The following is a 13,946-nucleotide window of genomic DNA, read 5'->3' as shown; positions in this document are numbered from 1 at the left end:
CAGTCCCATCTTTTATGGGCAGACTAAGCTTGGTACCGACTTAACAGATTTTCCACCATATGCATTTTTTTTCAGCACAATCTGCTGGCTCGATTCGTGTACAACAAAACTGTTACATTGATCAAACAATCGCCACAAAGGTATTTAAAAGGTATTATTGAGTGGTATGTTAAAGGCGTACCTTATCTGACATGCAGGATTAAATAATGAAAACGAAAGTCCAACTGTCATTCATGATGTTTGTTGAATGGTTTATCTGGGGCGCGTGGTTTGTGCCATTGTGGCTGTGGCTGAGCAAAAGCGGGTTTACCGCCGGGGAAATTGGCTGGTCTTACGCCTGTACCGCGATTGCCGCGATCCTCTCTCCTATCCTGGTCGGCTCGCTGACGGACCGCTTCTTCGCCGCGCAGAAAGTGCTGTCGGTGCTAATGTTCGCCGGCGCGATCCTGATGTACTTCGCCGCGCAGCAAACCCAGTTCAGCACCTTCTTCCCGCTGCTGCTGGTCTATTCCCTGACCTATATGCCGACCATCGCGCTGACCAATAGCATTGCCTTCGCGAACGTGGACGACGTTGAGGCTGATTTCCCGCGTATCCGCGTGATGGGCACCATCGGCTGGATCGCCTCGGGGCTGGCGTGCGGGTTCCTGCCACAGATGCTCGGCTACAGCGATATTTCCGATACCAATATTCCGCTGCTGATGACCGCAGCCAGCTCCGCCCTGCTCGGCGTCTTTGCCCTGTTCCTGCCGAACACGCCGCCGAAAAGTACCGGCAAGCTGGATTTCAAAGTCATGCTGGGGCTGGATGCGCTGGTCCTGCTGCGCGACAAAAACTTCCTGGTATTCTTCTTCTGCTCGTTCCTGTTCGCCATGCCGCTGGCCTTCTACTACATCTTCGCCAACGGCTATCTCACCGAAGTGGGGATGAAAAACGCCACCGGCTGGATGACGCTCGGCCAGTTCTCTGAAATCTTCTTTATGCTCGCCCTGCCGTTCTTTACCAAACGCTTTGGTATTAAGAAGGTCTTACTGCTGGGCCTGATTACCGCCGCCATCCGCTACGGCTTCTTTGTTTACGGTGGCGCTGAACAGTACTTCACCTACGCCCTGCTGTTCCTCGGCATCCTGCTGCACGGCGTGAGCTATGACTTCTACTACGTGACCGCGTACATCTACGTGGATAAAAAAGCGCCGGTGCACATGCGCACCGCCGCGCAAGGCCTGATTACGCTGTGCTGTCAGGGGTTTGGTAGCCTGCTGGGTTACCGCCTGGGCGGCGTGATGATGGAAAAAATGTTCGCTTACAAAGAGCCGGTGAATGGGCTGACCTTCAACTGGGCCGGAATGTGGACATTTGGTGCAGTCATGATTGCCGTGATTGCCGTGCTGTTTATGCTGTTTTTCCGCGAATCGGATAAAGAGATCACCGCAATTGAGGTGGTTGATGGCGATACCGCGCTGACACAAGGGGAAGTTAAATGAAACAAGACCGTATTCTCGGGGCCCTTTACGGCCAGGCGTTAGGGGATGCGATGGGCATGCCGTCGGAGCTGTGGCCGAGAAAGCGCGTCAAGGCGCACTTCGGCTGGATCGACCGCTTTTTACCCGGCCCGGCAGAGAATAACGCGGCCTGCTATTTCAAACAGGCAGAGTTCACCGATGACACCTCGATGGCGCTGTGCCTGGCCGATGCGATTATCGAGTGCGACGGGGAGATTAACGCGGACGTTATCGGCAAGCATATCCTGAACTGGGCGCTCGACTTCGACGCGTTCAACAAGAACGTGCTCGGCCCGACCTCGAAAATCGCGCTTAACGCGATTCGTGACGGGAAGCCGGTCAGCGAGCTGGATAACAACGGCGTGACCAACGGGGCGGCAATGCGCGCCTCCCCGCTGGGCTGCCTGCTCCCGGCGACGCGGCTGGAGCACTTTGTGGACCAGGTTGCGCAGGCCTCCAGCCCGACGCACAAATCGGATCTCGCCATTGCCGGCGCGGTGGTGATTGCCTGGGCGGTTTCCCGCGCCATCGACGGGGAACGCTGGCAGAACATCGTCGATGCCCTGCCGGGGATCGCCCGCTATGCGCAGGAGGCGAAAACCACCACCTTCAGCGCGTCGCTCGCGGCACGCATTGAGCTGGCGCTTAAGACCGTGCGGGACGCCAACGGCATCGACTCCGCCAGCGAGCAGATTTATCAGCTCACTGGCGCGGGTACCAGCACCATTGAGTCCGTTCCGGCAGCCATCGCAATGGTGGAGCTGGCGGGAACCGACCCGAACCGCTGCGCCATTTTATGCGCCAATCTGGGTGGCGATACCGACACCATTGGCGCGATGGCGACGGCCATCTGCGGCGCGCTCCACGGCGTGCAGGCCATTGACCCGGCGCTCAAAGCCGAACTCGACGCCGTTAATCAGCTCGATTTCGGTCACTACTGTGAAAAACTGCTGCACTTCAGGGAGCAAAGGGAGGGCGTATGAATTCTTTTGCCCAACGTCTCGACACCCTGCACGCCACGCGCCCGGTGACGGTGCTGGGCGCGGCGGTGATTGACGTCATCGCCGACGCCTACGCCCTGCCCTGGCGCGGGTGTGATATCGAGCTTAAACAGCAGGGGGTGAATATCGGCGGCTGCGCGCTGAATATCGCCATCGCCCTGAAACGGCTCGGCATTGTGGCTCAAAACGCCCTCCCCGTCGGCCACGGCGTGTGGGCGGATATTATTCGTAACGCAATGGCGAAGCAGGATCTGCACAGCGCCGTGGAGGCTGAAACCGGCGACAACGGCTGGTGTCTGGCGCTGGTGGAGCCTGACGGCGAGCGCACCTTCATGTCCTTTAGCGGCGTCGAGAACCAGTGGCAGCAGCGCTGGCTTGACGAGCTAAACGTCCCGCAAAATAGCCTGGTTTATCTCTCCGGCTACCAGTTGGCCTCGCCGTGCGGCGAGCTGCTGACGGGCTGGCTTGAAGGGCTGGAGGACGTGACGGCGCTTATCGATTTCGGCCCACGCATCGCGGATATCCCCGACGCGCTGATGGCGCGGATTATGGCCTGCAGGCCGATCGTGTCGCTTAATCGTCAGGAAGCGGAGCTCGCTGCTGAAAGGCTGGGCGTTGAGGCTGAAAACCTGGGCGAGGAGTGGCAGCAGCGCTTCGGCGCCGCGCTGATTGTGCGGCATGATAAAGACGGTGCTGCCTGGTATGACGGCGACGCATCGGGCGTTGTTCCGGCGTTTCCCGCCACGGTAGTGGACACCATTGGCGCTGGCGACAGCCACGCGGGCGGCACGCTTGCCGGGCTGGCGGCGGGATGGTCGCTGGCAGACGCCGTTCTGCTGGGGAATGCCGTGGCGTCCTGGGTGGTGAGCCATCGCGGCGGCGACTGCGCGCCCACTCGTGAGGAATTACTCCTCGCACACAAAGACGTATAGGTCGCTGCGACAGTAGCTGATGCTGTACTCAATCGGCCGGTGCTGCTGGTCAAGCGCAACCTGCTTGATCACCAGCACCGGTATTTTTTCGTCCATCTTAATGTGCGCCTGAAACTCGCTGTCCGGCATGCGGGCGCTGACCCGTGAACGGGTGCGCTGCGGGAAGATATTCTGACTGCGGAAGTAGTCGTACAGCGAAATCCCTATCGCATCCGGTTCGGGAATGAGCCCAACCGGCACCCAGGACTCTTCAATCGACACCGCATCGTCATCCACATAGCGAATACGCTTCAGCAAAAAGACGTCGCTGTTCGGCTCCAGCGACAGGTGTCCCGCCACCTCTTCCGGGCATTTCACCACGCGTTTATTGACCCACAGCGTATTAGGCGTTTTACCGCGTAGTACCACCTGCTGAGAAAACCCGCGCGCTTCCTTGAGCGAGTATTCGAAGATGTTGTTAATTTGCGTGCCGTAACCCCGGGCACGCGTGACAACGCCCTCGGCTTCCAGCGCCTGCATCGCTTTGCGCACGGTGATCCGCGACACGCCGGTTAACTGGCTCAGATCGCGCTCGCCGGGCAAAATGTTCCCGTGCTCCAGCACGCCGCTGCGCACCGCGTTTTTTACCGTTTCGGCAAATTTCAGGTACAGCGGCGTGTTGTCAGGCGCGGCGATCCGTTCAGTCAGTTGAGCGATTAACCGGGTATGCGCTTGTTCCATCTCTGTTTTCTCAGGCGTGGTGTTTCCTGCCAGTATACTGGGTTACCACCACGCATGAAAATGATGAACCGGCCCAATACCGTGACCGACTTCCAGAGTATCGGCTTTTGCCAGCGCCGCCGACAGCCAGATTTTCGCTTCTCGCACCGTATCAGCCCAGCCGTCATGCCGCGGGCGCAGCGCCGCCAGAGCGGCGGAGAGAGTGCACCCCGTGCCGTGGGTGTTTTTGGTCTGTACGCGCGGAGCCGTAAAACGTTGCTCGCCGTCGCGGGTAAAGAGCCAGTCCGGGCTTTCAGCGTCATCCAGATGACCGCCTTTCATCAGCACCGCCCCGCAGCCCATCGCCAGCAGCGCATACCCCTGCTCTTTCATTTCGCGTTCAGTTTGCGCGTGCGACGTGCCTAACAGCGCGGCGGCTTCCGGCAGATTGGGCGTGATGATCGCCACCTGCGGCAGCAGCTTATTGCGCAGCGTCTCAACGGCGGAGGCGGAGAGCAGCGGATCGCCGCTTTTTGCCAGCATGACGGTATCCAGCACCACGTTTTGCACCTGATAGCGTTTAAGCCGCTCGGCCACCGCCTCCACAATATCCGTCTCGGCCAGCATGCCGATCTTGGTGGTATCAATCCGCACGTCGCTGAACACCGAATCCAGCTGCGCGGCAACAAAATCCGGCTCGATACGGTAGACCGACTGCACGCCGCGCGTGTTTTGCGCTACCAGCGCGGTAATCACCGAGCAGCCATACGCGCCAAGGGCCGAGAAGGTTTTCAAATCGGCCTGGATGCCCGCGCCGCCGCTGGGGTCGGTACCGGCAATGGTCAGGGCGTTAATCCGCTTCATGCCTGTTCCTCCAGCGTATAGAGCGCATCCAGGAAGGCGCTGGCAAAACTGCCCGGGCCACGCGACTGCGCAACGGCGACCGTTCCGGCCCGCTTCATCCATCCGCAGGCGGCAGCAATGTTATCCAGCCGGTCCCCCGGCAGCGAGCAGCTCGCCGCCACAACGGCAGAAAGCGCGCACCCGGTGCCCACTACGCGCGTCATTAACGGGTCTCCGCCCGTTACCGTTCGGGTCCGCTCTCCGTCAGTGATGTAGTCCACCTCGCCGGTGATCACCACAATGGCATGGGTCTGGCGGGCCAACGCCTGAGCGGCAGGCAACGCGCTGGCGGCGGTGTCGGTGGTATCAACACCGCGCCCGCCCGCGCTCATTCCGGCCAGAGCCAGGATTTCAGAGGCGTTGCCGCGAATGGTGGTCGGGTTCAGTGCCAAAATTTGATGGCAAAAACGGGTTCGGAACGTCAGGGCACCCACCGCAACCGGGTCCAGCGTCCAGGGTTTACCTGCCGCCACCGCGCTTTCAATCGCCCGACGCATCGACTGGGCGCGCGGTGCGGTCAGCGTGCCGACGTTGATTAACAGCGCATCGGCTATCGCGGCAAACTGTTCGGCCTCTTCGGCCTCAATCACCATCGCCGGGGATGCGCCAAGGGCCAGCAAAACGTTGGCCGTAAAGGTCTGTACGACGTCATTGGTCATGCAGTGGGTCAGCGGAGAACGGGTGCGGAAGTGGTGTAAAACGTGTAAATCGAGCAGGTCAGGCTGCATGGGTTCGCTCCTGCCTTGCGTGAAGAAGCGATGACCGCGAAGGCATCTGACTTCCCTACGCTGGCATTATCCAGATCAGGTAATACGGGTATTTCTCAGCCTTCACAAAGAAGGGCACCCCGAGTCATTTGGTAAGAATTGACTTACTTTTTTCCAGATTAGGGGAAGTTGCTGGCTGACGCAAGCGCCCTTGTGGGGATCGCTTCTTCACGCAGGGTTGGTGCGAAAGAAAAGGCTAGCAGCGATAATTACAGAACTATTATGCCACTTCTTTAAATCAACGCCATTCGTTATTACATTTCCATTACGTCCAAAAAACATCCACTTTTTCAGCGTGTAAGAAATAGCTCGAACAACATAATTTTTTCCGCTTTCAGTCAGTCTCTTTTACGTTTCATTAATCATTAAAACTTATTTCGAATGAAATATAAAGTAATCCACAAACCGTTTAACCCCGCTAAACATTTAGCCTCTCAATCAAGGGGTTACCGCGAAACTCGCGTTTGGCCCCTCATCTTATAAGTTAATGTAAACATTGAGATATTTCCCTTCACCTCTTAAAAATTCACTTTGGATATTCATGCCATTTATGATTTAGATCAATATCCAAAAGATCGCATTAATGGATAGTTACTGCACGTTACGAATTAAGTGATTTATTCAAAATTTAACGTAACTCCGTTATTTTAATCGGGCGTAACCAGACGTTACATCAACACGCCAGGATAGCCAGCCTTGCCCATTTTTACTTTTTAAATGATGAGTGTTTTACAAATGAAAGTTGTTAAAAATGCCGTTACTGCTTTTGTATTTGGTGTTATTTTCACTGGCTCTATGAACGTAACTCAAGCAGCTGATGTAAACATAAACCTTAACGATAACGTATTCAATTCAGGTACTTTTATTCAGGTTCAGGGCACTGACAAAACCGCTTATAATTTGGATAATATGAAAGCTGAAAATGTAAAACAAGACGGGCAGATCTATAACTTACAAGGCGATCGTGAGCGGATGCAAAACGAGATTGACGCAAGTAATGGTAATATCAGCACTAACGCCAATAATATTTCCTCTCTTCAGACTTCTGTCTCTGGTGTCGATCATGAAGCTAAATTAGCAGGCGCTCTTGCTGACACCGCTAATAAAAAAGGTGATGCGGCGTTACAGGGCGTGCTGACTAACGGAACTGCAATTACTAATATTGAAACTGTTAACGCTGTCCAGGATAGCCGCCTTGCAACTGTTGAAGCTACTAACGGTATACAAGATGGCCGCCTGTTAGCTCTTGAGAATGCACCGAAACCAACTAACGGGGTTGATGGAAAAGACGGCGCTAAGGGTGAGAAAGGCGATACCGGCGCACAGGGCGTTGCCGGAACTAACGGACGTGACGGAGCGAATGGTAAAGACGGCAAAGATGGAAAAAATGGCGTGATTACCACTGTGACACGCACGCAGGTAGACACGGCAACACAGGCTAAAGTCGCTACTAATAGTCAGGCGGTTACGGCCGAGGCTCAGGAGCTGCAGGCGACCAAACAGACATTACAGGCTCTGAATAACAACGCTAACCAGCAATTTAGATCGCTGCGTGAGGAAGTCGATAATAACAAGAAAGAAGCAAACGCGGGTATCAGCGGCGCGATGGCGATGGCCGGTTTACCTCAGGTGCAAACAAATCAGCGCGTGATGTTCTCGGCTGGCGGTGCGACTTACAACGGTGAAAGCGCGTTAGCGGTTGGGGCGTCGGTTAACTTTAACGAACATATGGTTGGTAAAGTGAGCTTCTCTGATGACACAGCAAATAATATGGGGGCTTCAGTCGGCGTAGGGATTGGCTTTTAATAAATAACCAGTATGGCAAAATACATTGTTATCTCTGTAATAGTGTACCTGATGCTTATTATCGTTGGCGCATGGTTAGGTATTATGTATCAGGCTTATTATATTTGCGGCTATTAAACCTTCTTCTATAGAATATATTTCACCAAAGGTATCATCGTAATGATAAAGTCACTCTTAGCGGTATTAATAGCTGGTGCTGCCATCCTGCTTTCTGCGTGTACTTCACCTGCTCAGCGCATGGCCGAATGTGAGCGCCAGGGCATTAGCAAAGATACCTGCTACCTGGCTGAGCAAAATCGCCAGAATGCTTATAATGAAGCCGCAAAAAATGCAGCATGGGCGAACGCGCGTGATGCCGCAGCGGGTACGGGTATCTGGGCTAAAAAAGACGTGAAACAACATGCTCAGGCGGCCAAAGCGGTACACGCCTTTAAATGGGAAGGAATGAGGATCACAATTAAAGGCGAGATCCTGGATGTCGATGGCGTATTGGGCGCGCTGGATGAAAATGAGCCTCAGGCAAAAGTTTATTCACAAGGGCTATACACCTTCATTTACTATCCTGCTAAAGGCAAATTAGCGGTGAGTAAAGAAGGAAAGTTCGAAGGCTACGCAACAAAGATTAAATAGAAACAGAGGCGACACCTGTCGCCTTTTTAATTTGCAGGCCTTAACGTATTACTCTAGCTGCCACGCCCCAGCATCAATAAGCGATGCGGTTCCCGTCCAGGCAAACATTGCCAGTTCGCGCGCCCCTTCATCAGGATAAATGCGGCTGCTCAGGCACGCCTCCCCTTCATTGACAAACACTTCCACTGACGAACTGTCAACGAACAGGCGCAGGCTTAGCGTGTCGTTCAGGTTCAGCGCGACGCTTCGGGTACCGCACAGGCCATACTGCGGATAAGAACGCTCCAGCACCAGGCGCTGCATCTGCGCATCAACGTAGAGACGGAATCCGTCGCCAAGACGAATGCCGTACTGCTCCGCGCTGCTGTTAGCACAGTCCCACTGCAGAATGACCTCCATCGCATCGCAGCTTTCCACCTGAACGATCTGCTGATTGTTGAGCGTGCTCACCGGCCAGGGGAACCACGCTCCCCGCAAGCTTTCCACTTCTCTGGCTGGCCGCATCCGCAGGCGGTTATCCGCGCTTAGCGTCAGCTCGCGCGGTAAGGAGAGCATGCCAGCCCACCCGTCCTGCTGTTCCGGAAGGGGAGATTCCCACATGTCCAGCCAGCCGATAACGATGCGGCGGCCGTCAGGCGTCAGGAAGCTTTGCGGCGCATAGAAATCATGCCCGCTATCCATTTCCACAAACTCACCTTCACGCGCGAAAGGTTGGCCGGGCTGCCACTCCCCCAGCAGGTAACCGCTCTGGAAAAGATTGCGATTTTTGAATCCCTCCGCAGCCAGCCCCTGAGGTGAAAACATCAGCACGCGTTTGCCGTTGAGGGTGAAAAAGTCCGGGCATTCCCACATGTAACCCATCTCTTTTTCAGCCACCGCAAGCACGCCCATATCCTGCCATTCGCGCAGGTCGTCAGAACGGTAAACGCGCACCTGGCCCGTCTCGCCATCCCGCGCGCCGACAATCATGTACCAGCGCTCCCCTTCCCGCCACACTTTTGGATCGCGAAAGTGATGCAGCCCAGGCGGCGTGTCAACGATCGTTCCTTGCCGCGTAAAATGGACGCCATCAAGGCTGGTTGCCAGGCACTGCACCTGGTAAAGGTTAGCCTCGTCATCCGGATCGCCGTGGAATTTGTGGCCGGTATAAATCAGCGCCAGCGTATCGCCATCCACCACCGCCGAGCCGGAAAAACAGCCGTCCTTATCTTCTGGCCCTTCCGGTGCCAGCGCCACCGGGAGGTGTTCCCAGCGAACTAAATCCTTGCTGCGCGCATGGCCCCAGTGCATCGGCCCCCACTGGGTCGAGTACGGATGATGCTGGTAAAACGCGTGATACCAGCCGTCAAACCACACCAGACCATTCGGGTCGTTCATCCAGCCGGCACGCGCGGCGAGGTGGTAACGCGGATACCAGCGCAGGTTAAGATCGCCGCGTTTGGCCTGTAATGATTGTTCAGCTTTGGCAATGGAATACATCATTTGTTTACTCTTTTCAGTCAGATAGTGGAGGGTTGCGGCATGAGCGGGTCAGAAGAAGACTTACCCGAGCGCAACAGGAAGATGGAGATGAGCGTGGTGCTGAAAACTAACAGCCCCATAATGAGATAGGATTGGGCAAAGCCGTATTTCTCATAGCTGTAACCCGCCAGCGGCGACAGCACAGACGCAATCACCGAGCTTGTACAGGCAAAGCCCACCAGATAGAGCGTGGAAGAGAGCCGCTTATCAAAATGTAAGCTGTTGTATTTAAATACCGAGACCAGCAATACGGGCAGTTCTACCGCGTGCAGCAGCTTGGTAATGGAGATGAGCACCGGCCCCTCAACCAGACCGGATGCCACCATACGCATTGCCATCACCATTCCCGCGAATATCAGCCCGTTTTTCGCGCCGAGGCGGTTCACCAGCCACGGGGCGCAAAACATGCCCGCCGCCTCAAGGAAAACCTGGAAGGAGTTGAGATAGCCGTACATGGCGTTCCCTTCCTGCAACGTCGGGAACTGTGATGAGAAATAGACCGGGAACTGCTGATCGTAAACGCCGTAAATGCAGGTGCCGATAACGAAAAACACCAGCGCCCAGAAACGCGGCAGCGTCAGCAGGCGCAATGCGTCTTCCAGCGTCACCTTGCCACCGGACACCGCTTCCTGCATGGCGTGCGGTGCGGAAGAGACCCGCAGGCGCGCGAGCAAAACAAAAAACACCAGCCCGGCGCAGCTCGCGACAGCGAAATTCAGCTTCGGATTGATGTTAAACAGGAGCCCCGCAAAAAAGGTTGCCGCCGCCCAGCCAAGCGATCCCCACATTCTCGCCTTGCCAAACTCAAACTGGCTCTGACGGGCCACGCGTTCGGTATAGGATTCCAGCACCCCAATCCCACCGTTAAACGTCAGGCCAATAAAAATCCCGCCGAAAATACTGCCCAGCAACACGTTAATTTGCAGCAGATAGCCAAACAGCAAAAAGGCCGGACCGGAAAGGATAAGCAGACTGGTCAGAAACCAGAGCAGGTTTTTGCGCAGGCCGAGTTTGTCCTGAATAAATCCATAGCAGATTTGAGCAAACAGCGCGGAGACGGAAAGCACGGCATAGATAACGCCCGTATCCCCCGCTTTTAACCCCACTTCCTGGTGGAGCCAGATAGAGAGCAACGAGCCGGAAGATGACCAGGTGACAAAAAAGAAAAACAGTAATGCGCTCAGTAAGGGATAGCTGTGAGAGTGATGCGTTTTCATCATGGCATTCTCGTGTTGGAGTAATGACCCAATGGTAACGTTAACATCCATGCTCTCTCATGCTGCCTGATGAAGATTTAAGATGTTAATCACGAAAGTTAACGTTAACATTAAGGAAGTGAGATCGCGATCATAAATTCATAACTGAGGTAAGCATGACTTAACCTGGTCATCAGCCTTCCTTTTACATCAGCGACTTAGTTGTATACCCTCTCACAGAGCATTAACGGAGTAAGAAAATGGCTTCCCTGAAGGACGTCGCAAAGCTGGCTAACGTATCGCTGATGACGGTTTCCCGCGCGCTTAACAGCCCGGAGCGCCTTAAACCGGAAACGCTGGCGCGCGTACAGTGGGCTATCGAGCAAACCAGCTACGTTCCCGATCTGTCCGCCAAAAAAATACGCGGCGCGAATGCTTCGCCTAAAACCATAGGCGTGCTGGCGCTCGATACGGTCACGACACCTTTTTCGGTGGAGATTACGCTGTCCATTGAAGAGACGGCCAGGATGCACGGCTGGAATAGCTTCGTCATGAATATGTTTGCTGACGACAATCCGGATGCCATTGTCGATCTTCTGCTCTCCCACCGGCCAGACGGGATTATCTACACCACGATGGGGTTACGTCAGGTTCCTCTTCCTGCCAAGCTGCTCACCCTCCCCTGCGTGCTGGCCAACTGCGAGAGTGTCGGTGAAAAGGTCGCCAGCTATATTCCGGATGATGAACAGGGGCAATACGCCGCCGTCAGGGCATTACTCGCAGAAGGCTATCGGCAGCCCCTGTGTCTGCATTTACCTGTGGGCCATCTGGCCACAACCCGCCGCCGTCAGGGGCTTGAACGCGCCTGCCGTGAAGCCGGAATCGACCCGGACAGCCTGGAACATGAGTATATGGCGCACGGGGATGAGCATTATCGTGATATTCCGTCCGCATTGCTGGCGCGCATCCAGAACGGCATCCCGCGGTTTGATTCCGTTATCTGCGGTAACGATCGTATCGCGTTTATGGTGTACCAGACGCTGCTGGCGCAAGGGCTTCGCATCCCTGAGGATGTCGCGGTTATCGGCTATGACAATATGGTGGGCATTGGCGAGCTGTTTTTGCCGCCTCTTTCAACGGTTCAGTTGCCCCACTACGAAATTGGTCGCCTGAGCGCCCTGCACATTATTAACGGTGAACAACACCGGGAAACGACGCGCGTTGAAAGTCCATTTTTAATGCGTGATTCCATTGCACGCGCCATGTGACTCCCGCTTTTTGTCGTTGATGGAAGAATAAGGGGTTATGAAGGCAGCATACCCCCTTCTTTTGTCAGCCAATGGCACGATTTGTCACACTCTTTCCTGTCATTTAACAACCCAAACAAATGCCGAATAAGCAATTGTTTTTATTGGCAATAAAGTGCAATTTTCTTTTTAAAAATGGTGATATTGCCTCTCCTGTGTTCCATGTCACAAAACAGTAAACAAATTAACCATTGAGCCCCGTGACAAAAGGCTCTATATTGGCGGCGTTTTTTTCAGGCCCCATCTGTTTTTTAACTTTTTATTCAATCGTGGCTCATAGCGAAGCGGCGGTTGTAGGAGTGATATGATGACGGATAAAGTCCGTATTGACACCGTAGATGCCCACAAAAGCAACGAAACCTATCTGGCCCGTCAGGCCGAGTTTGAATCTAACGTCAGGAGTTATCCGCGCAAACTGCCTTTAGCGATTACTAAAGCAGAAGGCGTGTGGATCACCGATGCAGATAATAAAGAATACCTTGACTGTTTAGCAGGCGCAGGGACCCTTGCGCTTGGCCATAACCATCCTGATGTGCTGAAAAGCATCCAAAATGTCATTACCAGCGGCTTGCCGTTACACACTCTGGATCTGACTACGCCTCTGAAAGACGCGTTTTCTGAATATCTGCTCTCTCTGCTGCCTGGTCAGGGCAAAGAGTACTGCCTGCAGTTCACCGGTCCATCCGGTGCCGACGCCGTTGAAGCGGCGCTGAAGCTGGCGAAAAAAGTGACCGGCCGTAGCGGTATCATCAGCTTCTCTGGTGGTTACCACGGCATGACCCACGGCGCACTGTCCGTGACCGGCAACCTGTCTCCGAAAGAAGCGGTTGACGGTATGATGCCAGAAGTGCAGTTCATGCCTTACCCGCACGAGTACCGCTGCCCGCTGGGTATCGGTGGTGAAGCGGGCGTGAAAGCGCTGACTTACTACTTCGACAACCTGATCAACGACGTTGAAAGCGGCGTGCGTAAACCTGCCGCGGTGATCCTGGAAGCCGTTCAGGGCGAAGGCGGCGTGAACCCGGCTCCGGCTGAGTGGTTACAGCGCATTCGTAAAGTGACTCAGGAACACGGCATTCTGCTGATCCTCGACGAAGTTCAGGCTGGCTTTGCCCGTACCGGTAAATTCTTCGCCTTCGAACATGCGGGCATCGAGCCAGACATCATCGTGATGTCTAAAGCGGTTGGTGGCGGTCTGCCGCTGGCCGTGCTCGGTATCAAAAAGCAGTTCGACGCATGGGCGCCAGGCCACCACACCGGTACTTTCCGCGGCAACCAGCTGGCAATGGCAACCGGCCTGACAACGCTGAAGATCCTGAAAGACCAGAACATCGCGGGCAAAGTGGCTGCACAGGGCGAATGGCTGAAAGGCCAGCTGAAAGAGATGGCAAAACGTTATCCGGTCATCGGTCACGTGCGCGGTCTGGGCATGATGATCGGTATCGAGATCGTTAAGCCACACGAAGCTGCTGACCATATGGGCTGCTTCCCTGGCGACGGCGAGCTGTCTGCACTGATTCAGAAGAAGTGCTTTGAAGCCGGTCTGATTCTGGAGCGTGGTGGTCGTAACGGTATCGTTCTGCGCCTGCTGCCTTCCCTGCTGATCAGCGACGAAGAGCTGAAAATCTTCCTGGATAAATTCGAGCAGGCACTGCTTGCTGCGGGCGTTCGCCCGGCGTAAC

Annotated in this window: 12 protein-coding genes and 1 riboswitch; of the genes, 7 read left to right on the top strand and 5 right to left on the bottom strand. The window is 55.0% G+C overall.

The genetic code is table 11. The features are described from left to right. The first annotated feature begins 206 nt into the window (after positions 1-206). The 3 genes from IM291_RS08480 to IM291_RS08470 are packed head-to-tail and all read left to right on the top strand — an operon-like array spanning position 207 to position 3,435. A complete protein-coding gene (locus tag IM291_RS08480) occupies positions 207-1,484 on the top strand; it encodes a nucleoside permease (RefSeq protein WP_028013818.1) in 1,278 nt (425 codons plus the stop codon). Further along, positions 1,481-2,485: an ADP-ribosylglycohydrolase family protein gene (locus tag IM291_RS08475; protein WP_041909084.1), complete on the top strand. Its 1,005-nt coding sequence runs from the start codon at positions 1,481-1,483 to the stop codon at positions 2,483-2,485. Before IM291_RS08480 ends, IM291_RS08475 begins: the two co-directional genes overlap by 4 nt. Continuing rightward, complete coding sequence (locus IM291_RS08470) at positions 2,482-3,435, top strand: PfkB family carbohydrate kinase (protein ID WP_047367943.1); 954 nt, start codon at positions 2,482-2,484, stop codon at positions 3,433-3,435. Before IM291_RS08475 ends, IM291_RS08470 begins: the two co-directional genes overlap by 4 nt. On the opposite strand, the gene IM291_RS08465 is transcribed toward IM291_RS08470, so the two are convergent. Genes IM291_RS08465 through thiM form a run of 3 tightly spaced genes read right to left on the bottom strand, consistent with a single transcriptional unit; the run spans position 3,409 to position 5,765 of the window. Then, a complete protein-coding gene (locus IM291_RS08465) occupies positions 3,409-4,155 on the bottom strand; it encodes a GntR family transcriptional regulator (protein ID WP_028013821.1) in 747 nt (248 codons plus the stop codon). The genes IM291_RS08470 and IM291_RS08465 overlap by 27 nt on opposite strands. 42 nt (positions 4,156-4,197) lie before the next feature. Continuing rightward, positions 4,198-4,998 (bottom strand): bifunctional hydroxymethylpyrimidine kinase/phosphomethylpyrimidine kinase, encoded by an 801-nt coding sequence (gene thiD / locus IM291_RS08460; protein ID WP_192986613.1) that lies wholly within the window; start codon positions 4,996-4,998, stop codon positions 4,198-4,200. Next, a complete protein-coding gene (gene thiM, locus IM291_RS08455) occupies positions 4,995-5,765 on the bottom strand; it encodes a hydroxyethylthiazole kinase (RefSeq protein WP_192986611.1) in 771 nt (256 codons plus the stop codon). The genes thiD and thiM overlap by 4 nt, the downstream gene beginning before the upstream one ends. 35 nt (positions 5,766-5,800) lie before the next feature. Beyond that, a riboswitch (TPP riboswitch) is annotated at positions 5,801-5,897 on the bottom strand. 642 nt (positions 5,898-6,539) lie between these two features. Between thiM and IM291_RS21905 the strand changes: the two genes are divergently transcribed. Both IM291_RS21905 and IM291_RS08445 read left to right on the top strand, forming a co-directional pair. Then, positions 6,540-7,610 carry a YadA C-terminal domain-containing protein gene (locus IM291_RS21905; RefSeq protein WP_226840297.1) on the top strand — a complete coding sequence of 357 codons (1,071 nt, stop codon included), beginning with the start codon at positions 6,540-6,542 and terminating at the stop codon, positions 7,608-7,610. 159 nt (positions 7,611-7,769) lie between these two features. Then, a complete protein-coding gene (locus tag IM291_RS08445) occupies positions 7,770-8,240 on the top strand; it encodes a hypothetical protein (RefSeq protein WP_192986609.1) in 471 nt (156 codons plus the stop codon). Positions 8,241-8,288: 48 nt separating this feature from the next. Here IM291_RS08445 and IM291_RS08440 read toward each other — a convergent pair whose 3' ends face one another. Together IM291_RS08440 and IM291_RS08435 are read right to left on the bottom strand one after the other, a co-directional pair. After that, on the bottom strand, positions 8,289-9,722 hold the full coding sequence (locus IM291_RS08440) for a glycoside hydrolase family 32 protein (RefSeq protein ID WP_192986607.1): 1,434 nt from the start codon (positions 9,720-9,722) through the stop codon (positions 8,289-8,291). A gap of 17 nt (positions 9,723-9,739) precedes the next feature. Continuing rightward, positions 9,740-10,981: an MFS transporter gene (locus tag IM291_RS08435; RefSeq protein WP_045259753.1), complete on the bottom strand. Its 1,242-nt coding sequence runs from the start codon at positions 10,979-10,981 to the stop codon at positions 9,740-9,742. A gap of 236 nt (positions 10,982-11,217) precedes the next feature. Here IM291_RS08435 and IM291_RS08430 point away from each other — a divergent pair, with 236 nt between their 5' ends. Together IM291_RS08430 and IM291_RS08425 are read left to right on the top strand one after the other, a co-directional pair. Further along, entirely contained in the window at positions 11,218-12,225 is a 1,008-nt protein-coding gene (locus IM291_RS08430) for a LacI family DNA-binding transcriptional regulator (RefSeq protein ID WP_069733517.1), read from the top strand. Positions 12,226-12,568: 343 nt separating this feature from the next. Further along, the gene (locus IM291_RS08425; RefSeq protein ID WP_014884533.1) at positions 12,569-13,945 is read left to right on the top strand and encodes a diaminobutyrate--2-oxoglutarate transaminase; all 1,377 of its coding nucleotides are present in this window, start codon (positions 12,569-12,571) and stop codon (positions 13,943-13,945) included. Position 13,946 lies beyond the last annotated feature (1 nt).

Source organism: Enterobacter cloacae complex sp. P27C (assembly GCF_014895705.1).
Lineage (GTDB): Bacteria > Pseudomonadota > Gammaproteobacteria > Enterobacterales > Enterobacteriaceae > Enterobacter > Enterobacter bugandensis.
The sequence above is the reverse complement of the archived record's forward strand: the minus strand, read 5'-3'. Positions and strand labels throughout refer to the sequence as shown.

Coding starts and splice junctions, on each gene's coding strand:
- IM291_RS08480 (WP_028013818.1), top strand. CDS start 207: ATGAAAACGAAAGTCCAACTGTCATTCATGATGTTTGTTGAATGGTTT.
- IM291_RS08435 (WP_045259753.1), bottom strand. CDS start 10,981: ATGATGAAAACGCATCACTCTCACAGCTATCCCTTACTGAGCGCATTA.
- IM291_RS08475 (WP_041909084.1), top strand. CDS start 1,481: ATGAAACAAGACCGTATTCTCGGGGCCCTTTACGGCCAGGCGTTAGGG.
- IM291_RS08465 (WP_028013821.1), bottom strand. CDS start 4,155: ATGGAACAAGCGCATACCCGGTTAATCGCTCAACTGACTGAACGGATC.
- IM291_RS21905 (WP_226840297.1), top strand. CDS start 6,540: ATGAAAGTTGTTAAAAATGCCGTTACTGCTTTTGTATTTGGTGTTATT.
- IM291_RS08445 (WP_192986609.1), top strand. CDS start 7,770: ATGATAAAGTCACTCTTAGCGGTATTAATAGCTGGTGCTGCCATCCTG.
- IM291_RS08440 (WP_192986607.1), bottom strand. CDS start 9,722: ATGATGTATTCCATTGCCAAAGCTGAACAATCATTACAGGCCAAACGC.
- IM291_RS08425 (WP_014884533.1), top strand. CDS start 12,569: ATGATGACGGATAAAGTCCGTATTGACACCGTAGATGCCCACAAAAGC.
- thiM (WP_192986611.1), bottom strand. CDS start 5,765: ATGCAGCCTGACCTGCTCGATTTACACGTTTTACACCACTTCCGCACC.
- thiD (WP_192986613.1), bottom strand. CDS start 4,998: ATGAAGCGGATTAACGCCCTGACCATTGCCGGTACCGACCCCAGCGGC.
- IM291_RS08430 (WP_069733517.1), top strand. CDS start 11,218: ATGGCTTCCCTGAAGGACGTCGCAAAGCTGGCTAACGTATCGCTGATG.
- IM291_RS08470 (WP_047367943.1), top strand. CDS start 2,482: ATGAATTCTTTTGCCCAACGTCTCGACACCCTGCACGCCACGCGCCCG.